This is a genomic window from Pedobacter cryoconitis, from assembly GCF_014207135.1.
In the GTDB taxonomy this organism is placed as follows: domain Bacteria; phylum Bacteroidota; class Bacteroidia; order Sphingobacteriales; family Sphingobacteriaceae; genus Pedobacter; species Pedobacter cryoconitis_D.
In genome coordinates, this window is sequence record NZ_JACHCC010000017.1 from 51,036 (window position 1) to 63,732 (window position 12,697).

At 40.9% G+C, this 12,697-nt stretch carries 11 protein-coding genes; 4 read left to right on the top strand and 7 right to left on the bottom strand.

What is annotated here, in order from left to right:
- Positions 1-26: 26 nt before the first annotated feature.
- From HDF25_RS25120 to lysA, 3 genes are all read right to left on the bottom strand, one after another.
- Positions 27-2,753: a M14 metallopeptidase family protein gene (locus HDF25_RS25120; protein ID WP_184629171.1), complete on the bottom strand. Its 2,727-nt coding sequence runs from the start codon at positions 2,751-2,753 to the stop codon at positions 27-29.
- Positions 2,754-3,088: 335 nt separating this feature from the next.
- Entirely contained in the window at positions 3,089-3,358 is a 270-nt protein-coding gene (locus HDF25_RS25125; protein WP_184629172.1) for a hypothetical protein, read from the bottom strand.
- 313 nt (positions 3,359-3,671) lie between these two features.
- Complete coding sequence (gene lysA / locus HDF25_RS25130) at positions 3,672-4,823, bottom strand: diaminopimelate decarboxylase (RefSeq protein WP_184629173.1); 1,152 nt, start codon at positions 4,821-4,823, stop codon at positions 3,672-3,674.
- Between the two features lie 37 nt (positions 4,824-4,860).
- Between lysA and HDF25_RS25135 the strand changes: the two genes are divergently transcribed.
- Positions 4,861-5,001, top strand: coding sequence for a hypothetical protein (locus tag HDF25_RS25135; RefSeq protein ID WP_184629174.1), 141 nt, complete (start codon positions 4,861-4,863; stop codon positions 4,999-5,001).
- Between the two features lie 10 nt (positions 5,002-5,011).
- On the opposite strand, the gene HDF25_RS25140 is transcribed toward HDF25_RS25135, so the two are convergent.
- The gene (locus HDF25_RS25140) at positions 5,012-6,325 is read right to left on the bottom strand and encodes an aspartate kinase (protein WP_184629175.1); all 1,314 of its coding nucleotides are present in this window, start codon (positions 6,323-6,325) and stop codon (positions 5,012-5,014) included.
- Positions 6,326-6,574: 249 nt separating this feature from the next.
- On the opposite strand from HDF25_RS25140, the gene HDF25_RS25145 reads away from it, so the two are divergent.
- The gene (locus HDF25_RS25145) at positions 6,575-8,308 is read left to right on the top strand and encodes a phospho-sugar mutase (RefSeq protein WP_184629176.1); all 1,734 of its coding nucleotides are present in this window, start codon (positions 6,575-6,577) and stop codon (positions 8,306-8,308) included.
- Positions 8,309-8,377: 69 nt separating this feature from the next.
- Here the strand turns inward: HDF25_RS25145 and HDF25_RS25150 are convergent, their stop codons facing one another.
- Together HDF25_RS25150 and HDF25_RS25155 are read right to left on the bottom strand one after the other, a co-directional pair.
- Positions 8,378-9,391: a LacI family DNA-binding transcriptional regulator gene (locus tag HDF25_RS25150; protein ID WP_184629177.1), complete on the bottom strand. Its 1,014-nt coding sequence runs from the start codon at positions 9,389-9,391 to the stop codon at positions 8,378-8,380.
- Positions 9,392-9,485: 94 nt separating this feature from the next.
- The gene (locus tag HDF25_RS25155) at positions 9,486-10,316 is read right to left on the bottom strand and encodes a hypothetical protein (RefSeq protein WP_184629178.1); all 831 of its coding nucleotides are present in this window, start codon (positions 10,314-10,316) and stop codon (positions 9,486-9,488) included.
- Between the two features lie 184 nt (positions 10,317-10,500).
- Here HDF25_RS25155 and HDF25_RS25160 point away from each other — a divergent pair, with 184 nt between their 5' ends.
- Positions 10,501-11,412: a DnaJ C-terminal domain-containing protein gene (locus tag HDF25_RS25160; protein WP_184629179.1), complete on the top strand. Its 912-nt coding sequence runs from the start codon at positions 10,501-10,503 to the stop codon at positions 11,410-11,412.
- Between the two features lie 20 nt (positions 11,413-11,432).
- Positions 11,433-11,726 carry a chaperone modulator CbpM gene (locus tag HDF25_RS25165; protein ID WP_184629180.1) on the top strand — a complete coding sequence of 98 codons (294 nt, stop codon included), beginning with the start codon at positions 11,433-11,435 and terminating at the stop codon, positions 11,724-11,726.
- Here HDF25_RS25165 and HDF25_RS25170 read toward each other — a convergent pair.
- A complete protein-coding gene (locus HDF25_RS25170; protein WP_184629181.1) occupies positions 11,723-12,697 on the bottom strand; it encodes a 2-hydroxyacid dehydrogenase in 975 nt (324 codons plus the stop codon). The genes HDF25_RS25165 and HDF25_RS25170 overlap by 4 nt on opposite strands.

Genomic DNA, 12,697 nt, shown 5'->3' on the forward strand with positions numbered 1-12,697 from the left:
CCCGCTTTTTTATATCCGATAAAATACTATTTAACCTGATAAAGCTGATTGAACAACAGTCTGAAAGTACCTGCTGATTGTCCGCGGAAGGTGATCTCCGGGCCAAAGGCATACAGCTTTCCTGCACCCACAGGCGCAACAAATCCCGCGATACCATCTTTCAGGTAAGCTTGTCCCCAGGCCCATCCGCTGCGCAGCGGTTTCTCACTTGAAAACCAAAGAATCGGTTTGATCCCTTTCTCCGCAGCACCGGCATCCAGTTTAAATACCGGGCTGTTGTCAAAGTCAACATTAGCTTCGCCCGACATCCCCCATGTAGCTGGCAGTTCCTGATTAACATTGACCTCCAGGATACTTCCCGGGATATAGTATTTGGTTCCGGGTAGCGTCTTTTCTTTGTTCTCCGCATTTTTCTCAACCAGTGCGTTGCGAACCGGAAGATCAAGCTGATAAGCCAGATTTGTGCTGCTTCCGATGGCAACAACAGTCCCACCCTGCTCCAGGAAAGCCTTGAGCTGAGGAATAGATTTCTCCGTTGTCAGTTTCCCTGTCCATGAGCGGAAAGCGGCAGGAACAGAATCCAGTTTAGCTTCTTCTTCAGTTCCCATTTTTCTAGTTTTCCCAATAGGCGGGATTCCTCCAGTCACAAATACCAGCACATCATATTTTTTCCTCAGGTTGCCTGCATCTATAGCTTTTGGATAAATCACTTCAAAAGGGAAATGATATTGTTCCATCAGCCAGCGTACCCATCCCGAGGGGATCGAGCCGCCATATTTATCCCAAAGCGCAATACGTAAGGGCGAGACCTTAACAGCTCCTCCAGGAGCTTTATTTACCCCTTCCACCTGAAGTCCCAGCGTAGCTGCCGCATGCGTAATTACCCCAGTTGCTTTAGCTGAGGCCGGTACATAAAAGGTACCCGGGCCATATCCAGGCAGGCTGCTGATTCCGGCAGGAACACGATAAACTTTAACCCCCGCCTTCAACAGGTCATTCACAGCAATAAACGCATTATTAACAGATGGCTTGATGACATACCCTGCTTTAGCGGTATGAACAACAGCTTCCTTCACCGGAGACTCAGTGGCTCCATAAGCAATCTTTTGGAATGGTCCTTCAAAGTTCTCCAGGATGCGGTCAAACTTAATTCCCATCTGGAAGGCCAGTGTCCAGCCTGCTGCATCATAAGGACGTATTGGCGGGCCACCTTCATATTGAAAATCGTTTGGATGATCCTGCGGTTCAAACATATCGATTACATGCGGGCGGAATGCCTGATTCGTTCTTACGATATAAGAGCCAGCAGGATAATTCTTTCCATTCAGCGTAAATGCCCCATTAGCTTTTTCGATCTGTATGCCCGATAAAATCAGCGCATTGATAAACCTTACAGCCGTAGGAAAATCAGTTTGATCAGCAGGGATTACATATCCCCTGGCGTCCCGGTTTACTGGATTTTTCAGTACCTCGTCATAATATTTAACCGGAATAGTCTTTCCTTCGGTCTGTTTTTTATCCCTTTTATAAGCCATTTTAATAGAGTCAATGAACTTAGGATAAAACGTCCAGTGGTCAGTATTTCCACGTTCAATAGAGTTTCTGCCCATCTTATAAATATTAAACAGCAGTGTGCTGCGGTATCTCGATGCATAGTCCAGTACTGCATAATTCAGAGAGACCGAATAGTCAATAGACTGGCGGAAGTGCCATTCCTGAGGTACAACAGGGTTTGGTGTTGCCCCGTTCGGGATTAAACGTTCCGGGACCAGCGGAATCTTTTCCGGAGTGGGACCTCCAACAATTTCAGTCAGTAGTCCGATCATATTATGAAAGTACGGCGTGGTCCTTAGACCTCCATTCCACCACGTAGAGAACTCAGAGCCTGCCCTTTGCGTGTATCCCGGTTTACTTTCCGTGTTTAGTCTGTTATTCATTGCTGCCCCTACCGCGTCAATACTCGTTACGATCAATGGGTCATAAACATAATTGAACGGGTCCCGGTACGGAGGCCCTGCCAGGACAGAACCAGCTGGTCCTCGTTGATGATGATTATACATAATCTGCGGTATCCATTCGACAAACAGTTGTCGGCTGATATTCTGGCTTTCCTTTACATTCATCATATAAAAGTCCCTGTTATTATCGTGCCCTATATACTTCTCATATAACCTTGGGACGTCCAGTTTACGATCTTTCGGGTTTGTTTCCTTCATGTACCAGTCCGACATGAGTTCCTGTCCGTCAGGATTTGCGTGGACTAGTAGAATGATATCATTATTTAGGATATTAAGCGTTTCTTCGTCGTTTCTGCTTACCAGTTGCCACATCGTTTCGATCAGTTGGTGTGCGCCTACTACTTCATTTGCGTGTAGTCCTCCGTCTATCCAGATAACAGCTTTACCTTCAGCGGCCAGCCCTTTTGCTTCAGCTTCAGATAATCCGTCCGCGTGCGCTAATTTTTGAGATATTTCCTTGTACCTGGCTAATTTTTTCAGGTTTTCAGGAGAAGATATGATAAGCATCCATTGGTGTCTTCCTTCTTCCGTTAGTCCGATATCCACCATTTTCACCCTTGGCGAGGCTGCCAGTTTCTTAAAGTACCCTTCCGTTTGCGTGTAATTTGCCAGTTTATAGTCGTCCCCTATATTGAATCCGAAGTGTTCCTTTGGTGAGGGGATAATTTGCCCCTGCGTTACAGAGACAAAAAACAGTGCGGGTAGTACCAGTAAATGTTGTAGTTTTTTTATCATAAGCTAATTTTTTTTAAGATAAAAAAACAGAACTAGTATCTCACATTCTGTCCTTCAAGTAACAATAAAATTGCTTTGGCATCCCCATTATAGCTATTCCATTATTAATATATCCAAATAAGATATTGGTTGGGTTAAATAGCAGTACTATTCAGGATGAGTACATATTAGACATACCTTCTGAGTATGGTGGGTCCATGTATTTCAACTAGTTAAAATACATGGACTTGCTACGGAAGGAGATTGCCTTGGTACTGGTTTAGTCCCGACCAGTACTACAACACAACCCGACCACTACCCGACCAGTTTCTTACCAATGGACTTTAACACATTAATTAAATTCCCACAAACTCATCCGCTTTCACGGTGACTGCTTTTTCGAGCACTACATCCAGCTTTGCACAAACTGTTCTTAATTCGCTCATAGCCTGGTTGGAGTTTTTTTTATCGTGCCATAAAGTAGTGTTAGGTAACATATAGGTCTTAGGGTCATTGATATTCTTAAATTTATCAGAATAACCTAAGGCTTCCAATGCGGTTTTCACCTGTGTGTGCGACTTATTGATATCATATGATATCAATACATTTCCAATTGTTGTTCCCATAATTTTGTTTTTAAATTTTGGGCAAAGTACAATTGTTTAGCAGGTCAAGGTTCCGGTTTTCCGTAACGGTCATTAAGTACTGGCTTTCCGCCATGCTACGCCAGTTAGCTTTCCATTATGCTTCGCCAGTTAGCTTTCCATAATCCCCGGTTACGAGCGGAGGTCTGGGTGTAAAATGTATTTGCGTTTTGGGGTTAGGTTTTTCCTATAGTATTTTTAACAAAAAAGTGTTGTTGATTTTCGGGCATTTCCATTTTTCATGGAACCGGCCCGAAAATCAACAACACTTTTTATTAAAAACTTAGTGAAGAAACTACCCGCTAAACGCGACTCTCACATTTTCTCTCAGATTGTAGTGAGAACTCATGACTTCGCCATAAGCCCCAGTACTTCTAATGGCGATCAGGTCTCCTCTTTTTGTTTCCTGCAGCAGTACTTCTTTTCCGAAGCAGTCCGTACTTTCACAAATTGGTCCAACCACATCATATTTAACTTTCGTTTCTTCCTCCTGTCTTGTCAGGTTTTCGATCTGGTGATAAGCCTGATAAAGCGCTGGTCTCATCAGTTCCGTCATTCCTGCATCAAGTACAATAAAGTTCTTATTCTTACCATTTTTCACATAAAGCACTTTACTGATCAGAGAAGAACATTGGCCTACCAGGGCTCTTCCCAGTTCAAAATGCACTTCCTGGTTAGGTCTTTTTTCAAGAAATTCATTAAAAATCCCGAAATACGCTTCAAAGTCAGGGATTTGTTGTTCAGGTTGTTGGTAGTCGATTCCCAGGCCTCCCCCTACATTCAGCACCTTGACCATGAATCCACGTTCTTCGAACCATTTTGCGAACTCGTTGATTCTTACACAAAGATTCTTGTACACATCCAGATTAGTGATTTGCGATCCGATATGGAAATGCACCCCTATAAACTCCAGATTTGCCGAGATTTTCAATGCGTCTGCACAATCAGGCAGATCCCAAGAATTCACTCCAAACTTATTTTCATCCAGTCCTGTTGTAATATTGTGATGCGTGTGCGCATCCACATTAGGATTGATCCTGATAGCTACCTTTGCGATCTTATTCTTCTTCCCTGCAAGTTCATTAATTACTTCCAGTTCCTGTACAGATTCCACATTAAAGCAGAAAATATCCAGGTCCAGTGCTTCATTAATTTCGCGGTCAGATTTTCCCACCCCTGCAAACACAACCTGTTTCCTGTCGAAGCCAATTTCTATAGCCTTCTTCACTTCGTTGCCACTTACACAGTCGGCGCCCAGACCTGCTTCTTTAATTTTTTTCAGCAGCGTATCATTAAAATTCGCCTTCATTGCATAATGCACATGAAAATCATAAACTTTAGCTGCATCAGCACAGGCACTTAAGCTTCGTTGCAATAAACTAAGGTCATAATAATAGAAAGGCGTTTCTAAATTTGCGAACTCTGCTATATCTTTGTTAGAAAACATAATGTTTAAATATCTTATTGTATTTTGTCTAATTGGAATGATGTTGATTTACATGGGCAACTATTTTGATCTTCAACGTCAGAAAATCAGCAAAAAAGAATACGACAGAAGAGTCAGGCTCTTTATCGTACTCCTGTTTATAGTTATTGCCGTGCTTACTTACCTCAAAAGGAGATAAACCCTATTTTCTATTCAAAAATACGATTATGTAAGCTCCTCAGCACTTCCGTTTTATCCCCCGTATTAATTAACAAAGAGATATTATAATTACTTCCGCCATAAGAGATCATACGGATTGGAATATGTTTGATAGAGTCCAGTACCCTTGAAGCAAAACCATGTTTACTTGCTCCGAAATCACCAACCACACAAACAATCGTCTGCTCCTTGTCCAGTTCTACCGAACCAAACGCATGCAGTTCCTCTACAATTTTATCCAGGTTATCCGTAAAATCTATCGTTAAAGATACCGCAACTTCCGAAGTTGTGATCATATCGATAGGCGTTTTATAACGCTCAAAAATTTCGAATATTCTTCTCAGGAAACCATAAGCCAGTAACATCCGGCTCGATTGGATCTTAATTGCGATAATACCATCCTTGGCAGCGATAGATTTGATTTTTCCCTTTTCACTTTCCGAAGAGATCAGTGTTCCTGCTGCTGAAGGTTCCATCGTATTTAATAACCGTACAGGAATCTTATATTTCTGTGCAGGGAATACCGATTGCGGGTGAAGGATTTTCGCACCAAAATAAGCAAGCTCCGCAGCCTCATCAAAAGAAAGATGCGCAATTGGTTTCGTGCCTTTCACAATCCTAGGATCATTATTATGCATTCCGTCAATATCCGTCCAGATCTGTACTTCCTCCGCTAAAATTGCGGCACCAATCAGAGAAGCCGTATAATCACTTCCCCCACGGCGCAGGTTGTCCACTTCACCGAAGCTGTTTCTGCAGATAAATCCCTGCGTGATAAACAATTTATTCCCTTTATGCTTCTCCAGTAAAGGTTTAAGATTCGCTGTAGCATAAGGAATATCAGGTTCATTGTCCTCATCGATTTTCATAAAATCAAGTGCAGGTAATAATACCGAAGGTACACCTATAGATTTCAGATAAATATGATAAAGCGTTGTAGATAACAATTCACCTTGTGCCAGTACTACTTTCTCTTCAATAGGTGTGAAAATATCATTCACCAGTGAAACTAAAAACTGAAAATGATAATCTACTATTTCCTGTCCCTGTTCACGAAAGTCGCCTTCAGGAAGAAGTTCAATTACAAATTCATTATATTTTTGATTTAGGGCGTTAATCAAAGTTAACGCCCCCTGTTTATCCTCCTTTAAAAGTTTGCCTGAAATTTCTACTAAACTATTGGTTGTACCAGACACTGCTGATAAAACTACAATTTGCTCTTCAGCCGGATTAATGATATCCAGCAATTTCGTCATTCGCTCAGGGCTTCCGACAGAAGTTCCGCCAAACTTTAATATCTTCATTTTTTTTAATTGGTTTAATAATTCAACTAAAAATAGCCTATACAATCAGTTTTATTAGAACTAGGTATTTTTAATTCAATTAATTTGGTATATAATTGCATTGGGCGGTGAAATTAATAAAACGCGCTTAATAATTACGATTTATACAAAATAAAATTTGGGGGAACCGATTTATTATGAGACCCATAAAAACATACTTCCTTCTATTTTGTTCATAGATCAGAAATAATCAAATATTAACGACAGCACATGCAATTAGAAGCAGCAATACAAAACACCATTAACGTGTGGCTTAATGGAAATTATGATCAGCAAACAAAAGAAGAAATTCAGAACCTGATTACTAAAGAAGCATCTACAGAATTAACTGACGCTTTTTACAGAAACCTTGAATTTGGTACTGGTGGTTTACGTGGTATTATGGGTGCAGGATCAAACAGAATTAATAAATACACTATAGGTACAGCGACCCAGGGATTGAGCAATTATCTGCTTAAAAAATATCCGGGAGAAAAAATAAAAGTAGCTATCGCGCATGATAGCAGAAACCAGTCAGATTTTTTTGCCGGCATTGCGGCTGACGTATTTTCAGCAAACGGAATTCATGTTTATTTCTTTTCGGCACTGCGTCCGACCCCGGAACTTTCGTTTGCGATCAGAGAATTAGGCTGCCGCAGCGGCGTGATGCTGACTGCTTCACACAATCCTAAAGAATACAACGGTTATAAAGCCTATGGTGCTGACGGCGGACAATTCACTTCTCCTGACGATACTATGGTCATGGATGAAGTAGCTAAAATCAAAAACATTGATGAGGTTAAATTTGAACGTGATGCCAGCAATATCGAATTGATCGGTGAAGAGATCGATCAGTTATACCTGGATAAGATTACTGAATTATCAGTTTCACCAGAGGCCATAGCCAGACAGAAAGACCTGAAAATTGTTTATTCGCCGATTCACGGTACCGGTATTACCCTGGTTCCAAAAGCACTGGCCCAATTTGGTTTTACCAATTTAACCCTGGTTAAAGAGCAGAGCACACCAGATGGAAACTTCCCGACGGTAGTTTATCCAAATCCGGAAGAAAAAGAAGCGATGACCCTGGCGCTGAACAAAGCCAAGGAAATTGATGCAGACCTTGTTCTGGCAACAGATCCCGATGCTGACCGTGTGGGTATTGCCGTAAAAAACAACGATGGCGAATTCGTTTTACTCAATGGAAACCAGACCGGAAGTTTACTGATTAACTATCTGCTTACTGCATGGCAGGAAAAAGGTAAACTGGATGGTAATCAGTATATCGTTAAGACTATCGTGACGACTAACCTGGTAGAAGAAATTGCAAAATCCAAAAACGTAGAATTCTTCAACACACTGACAGGCTTCAAATACATTGGCCACCTGATCACCAGTCTGCAAGGTAAAAAAACCTTCATTGGCGGTGGTGAAGAAAGTTATGGTTACCTGATCGGAGAACTGGTAAGAGATAAAGATGCGATCATTTCCTGCGCATTTATCGCTGAGATGACTGCTTTCTATAAAGATAAAGGCAGCAGCCTGTACAATGCCATGCTTGATATGTATGTAGAATACGGCCTGTATAAAGAAGAGCTGGTTTCCCTGACTAAAAAAGGAAAAACAGGAGCAGAAGAAATCAAGGCTATGATGGAGAAATTCAGAAATAACCCTCCTTTGACTCTTGGTGGTTCTAAAGTGAAAACTTTAAAAGATTACGAACTCGGAATTGAAACTAATTTAGATACGCAGGAGAAAACCAAACTGGATTTCCCTAAATCAGATGTATTACAGTTCATTACCGAAGACGGCAGCATAGTTTCAGCACGTCCTTCAGGCACAGAGCCTAAGATTAAATTCTATTGCAGTGTAAATGCCCCCCTTGCAGATAAGGCTCAGTTTAAAACCGTAGATGCGAAATTAGGAGATAAAATTAAATCCCTGATGGCAGATTTACAAGCTTAAGGATACCACCGGACATAAAAAAAGAGGATCAGCTGGCTGATCCTCTTTTTTTATGTCCGGAAAAACGGATTATCTTTCAATCAGTCTTGAAGATAAAACGATGTTGTTCAGTTCTTTTTCTTCAAACGAATGTGCCATTGACAGCTCTTTTAAAATAAGACTGATCACATTTTCGGCAATTTCCTCTATAGGCTGATCTACCGCACTAATTGTGGGTGAGTGCAATTTAAAGATATCGTGATCATCATAAGCAATCACTTTAAAAGTTGCGTTTAACTGTTTGTTCATTTCCCTGAAGCTGAATAATCCTCTTACAGCCAGATAATTGGTTGCAAATAAGACTGCATCAATCTGTGGGTTATCACTAAAGAACCTGGTGAGTTCAGTAGTTGTCTCTTCAGCAGTGTTATTGAATGAAATCAGTTTACAAAGCTTTGGATCAATTTTGAGTTTATTTACTTTCAGCGCTTTCTCGTAACCTTTATAACGGTCTTTGATCTGTTCCACATCAATGTCCACAGTCACAAAAGCGATGTTCTTCATTCCTTTGCTGATTAATGAGTCGGTCGCCATATAGGTACCTTCTACATTATCGACCAGGACACTGCTTACGTCCAGTCCCGGCAAATGACGGTCAAAAACAACTACCGGAGTACGGTCAGACAACAAATCACGGATATCTTCTTCCATACCCACCATCGGGGCAATGATATAACCATCTACCTGTCTGGATTTAAACATCTTGATCAGGCCTTTTGCCTTTTCCAGATTATTTTCAGTACTGGAATAGATGATTTTATAGCCGTGTTTATAAGCCTTATCTTCGATCAGTCTTGCAATAGCAGCGAAAAACGGATTGGAGATATCCTCTACGATCAAACCAATCGTATTGGTATTTCCAGTTCTTAGACTTCTCGCTACCTGATTCGGCCTGAAGCCAACTTCCTTTATAATTGCCTCAACTTTTGCGATCATATCCTGGCTGATCCGCATCTTCTCAGCCTTACCATTCAATATGAAGGAAACAGTCGTAATGGACACGTTTGCTTTCTTTGCTATATCCTTTATGGAGAGGGGTTTCATTATTTTTTTATTTAGATGACCAAGCTAGAAAAATAAAAACTATTAATGAAACAGTCTCAACTGTCTGTTCCATATTTAATTTCATTTTAATAGACTAAAACTTAACGCTTATGTTGTAAACGGTACTTTTATCGCGATAAAATATGCTGAAATACTCATTAGTAAAACCAACGAGTCTGAACTGACTGATTTTATGCTCGCCTTCCAGCTCTCCTTCCAGCGTAACAATACCGTTATCATCGCGGACATTGGAAACAACAAAAGTTCTGATAGATTGTTTATAGCTAAAATCACTATCACTTCCACCTAGTTTATACTCCTCAAAAGAGCTGAAATCCTTGTGTTCGCCCTGTAGCTTTTTAAATTCTTCAAGATTGGGTATCACATTATTATAAGATACCCCTGTAAGATTAGTTTCTGCCGAAGAACTTGCTGTAAAATAACCACCGGCTTTATTTCCCTCAGTACGCTGATTGGTCAGATAAATAATATTCCCACCCATCATTGCAGCTTGTATTTTGAGCTTGCGGTAAGCACGGTTTTTCACCCTTTCCTGATTAGCCAGTGCAGTGGTTCCGACGGCCTTTGAACTGACATCGCCAATTTTATACAATCCTTTAATTTCATTTTCAATAGCGGTGACAGTCACATTCTCATAGTCCCTGACTCCGCTAACCTGTTTAAGAGAAGAAGATTCTGTAAAGACCTGCACTCTCCCACTTTTAAATACTATTTTCTGGAGGCTGTTCTTATAAACTGAATTAATCAAATCTTCATTTGGATAAGAATATTTTACAGCATCTTCAGTAATTTCCTTAACAACGCAGGGTATTTTTTTGTTGTTTGAATAAAGGGTATCAGTCTGCGCAAATGAGTTTAAGGAGAATGCAAGGACTGCGATTCCCGTTAAAGAGCGTTTTTTCATAAAAATAATTGAGTTAAAACAAATAATTTGATAATTTTTAAACTAGCTATAACTATAAAGCAATTTATAAATAAAATAGCTATTTACAATACCCTCAGTACTTTTACTTTATAACCTTATAAAAAATCAGTTCAGCATTATTCGTGATATAAACTGTAAATTTGTATATTGATATCTATTTACTATGGCATATATTGATTATTACAAAGTCCTGGGTGTGGATAAGAAAGCAACACAGGACGAGATTAAAAAAGCGTACCGGAAACTTGCCCGAAAATACCACCCTGACTTAAACCCAAAGGATAAAGAAGCAAATAAACTATTTCAGCAGATCAATGAAGCTAATGAGGCATTAAGCGACCCTGATAAGCGTAAGAAATATGATGAATACGGTGAAAACTGGAAACATGCTGACCAGTACGACCAGGCTAAACAATCCGGTGGTAATCCATTTGGCGGTGGCAGACGGAGCAGTTCCGGCGGTTTCGGCGGCGGCGGATCAGATTTTGGAGGAGGTGATTTCTCTGATTTCTTTGAATCCATGTTCGGCGGCGGCGGCAGACAACAAAGAAGCAATGCAAGATTTAAAGGACAGGATTTGCAGGCAGAACTAAAAATAACTTTCAGAGAAGCAGCTGAAACGCATAAACCAACGATTACCGTTAATGGTAAGAATTTAAGAATATCCATTCCGGGAGGTATTGCAAATGGTCAGGTCATTAAACTGAAAGGCCAGGGCAGTCCGGGTACAAATGGTGGCCCTGCGGGAGATCTTTTCATTACAATCACTATAGCAGATGATCCGATCTTTAAAAGATTGGGAGATGATCTTTATCTGAACAAAGAGATAGACCTTTACACAGCTACCCTTGGCGGTGAAGCCATGGTAGATACCTTAAGTGGTAAAGTCAAACTTAAGGTCCCTGAAGGCACACAAAACGGCACAAAAATCAGACTGAAAGGTAAAGGCTTTCCTGTATACAAGAAAGAAGGTGAATTTGGAAACCTTTTTGTAACTTATACTATTCAGATACCCGTACACCTTACAGATAAGCAAAAAGAGCTCTTTACACAATTAAGAGAGCTGTCAATGTAACAGAATAATTCATTCATCCTATGGAAACAGAATTAATAACTATAAGAGATTACTGTGTTAATTATGCCATTGAACCTTCCTTCGTCGATGCGCTCGAAGAGTCGGGATTAATTGTACTGACCATTATTGACGGAAATAAATTCCTGCATTTTGAACAATTAGTGGAAATGGACCGTTATATCCATTTCCACTATGATTTAGAGATCAATATCGAAGGAATCGATGCGATCATGAATCTGTTACAGAAAGTCAGACATTTACAACATGAGATTGATATACTGAAAAATCATGTTCATCTGCACGAACCAGGTTAAAGGCTGTAAACCTCCGGGTTGACCAGAAACGGCGGCCGCTCTCCATTGGCAACCGCGATAATGTTCTCTGCAGCCAGCTTAGCCATTGCATTTCTTGTACCCTCTGTAGCAGAGCCGATATGAGGTAATACAGCTACATTAGGCATAAAGAGTAATTTATTATCAGGGCGCATTGGTTCAGGACTGGTGACATCCAGACCAGCACCCCAGATGAACCCGGATTCCAGTGCTTCAATCAAATCGGTTTCCTGATGGATCTTTCCCCTTGCTGTATTAATAAAAATTGAGCCTGGTTTCATCTGTTTGAAAACTTCCAGATCAAACTTACCATCGGTTTCAGGAGTCAGTGCGGTATGAACTGTAATGACATCACTTTGTTTCAGCAGTTCTTCGAAAGAAACCAGCTCTGCACCCAGTTCCTGTTCAGCTTCGATGTTACGGCTGCGGTTATGATAAATAATTTTCATCCCGAAAGCACCTTTACAGCGCTTCGCCATTTCCAGTCCTATCTTACCCAGCCCGAATACACCAAGCGTACATCCGTTCAGTTCCTTTCCTAAATTGGCTGTTGGTTCAAAAAACCCCCATTCCCCGTTAATAATCCTGCGGTTCATATAGAAAGCATTTCTTGCCACAGCCATCATCAGCAGAAAAGCCGTATCAGCAGTAGCCCCACTTAATACCCCCGGCGTATTTCCTACAGGTATTTTTAGCCGGGTAGCCGTTTTTATATCTACGTTATCATAACCCACAGAATGCAGCGCGATGATTTTCAAATGTTTACTGGCTTCCAGAAACTCCTGGTCCAGCTGCTGACCAGCACTTAACAAGGCGTCTGCCCAGTAACATTCTTCAATCAGCTCATCTCTCGTCATCTTTCTCTTCTGCGTCCATTGTCTGATCTTCAGCCCCGCCTCTTCCAGCAAACGCAAACCAGATTCCGGAATTACCCGCGTAATAAATACATTCAT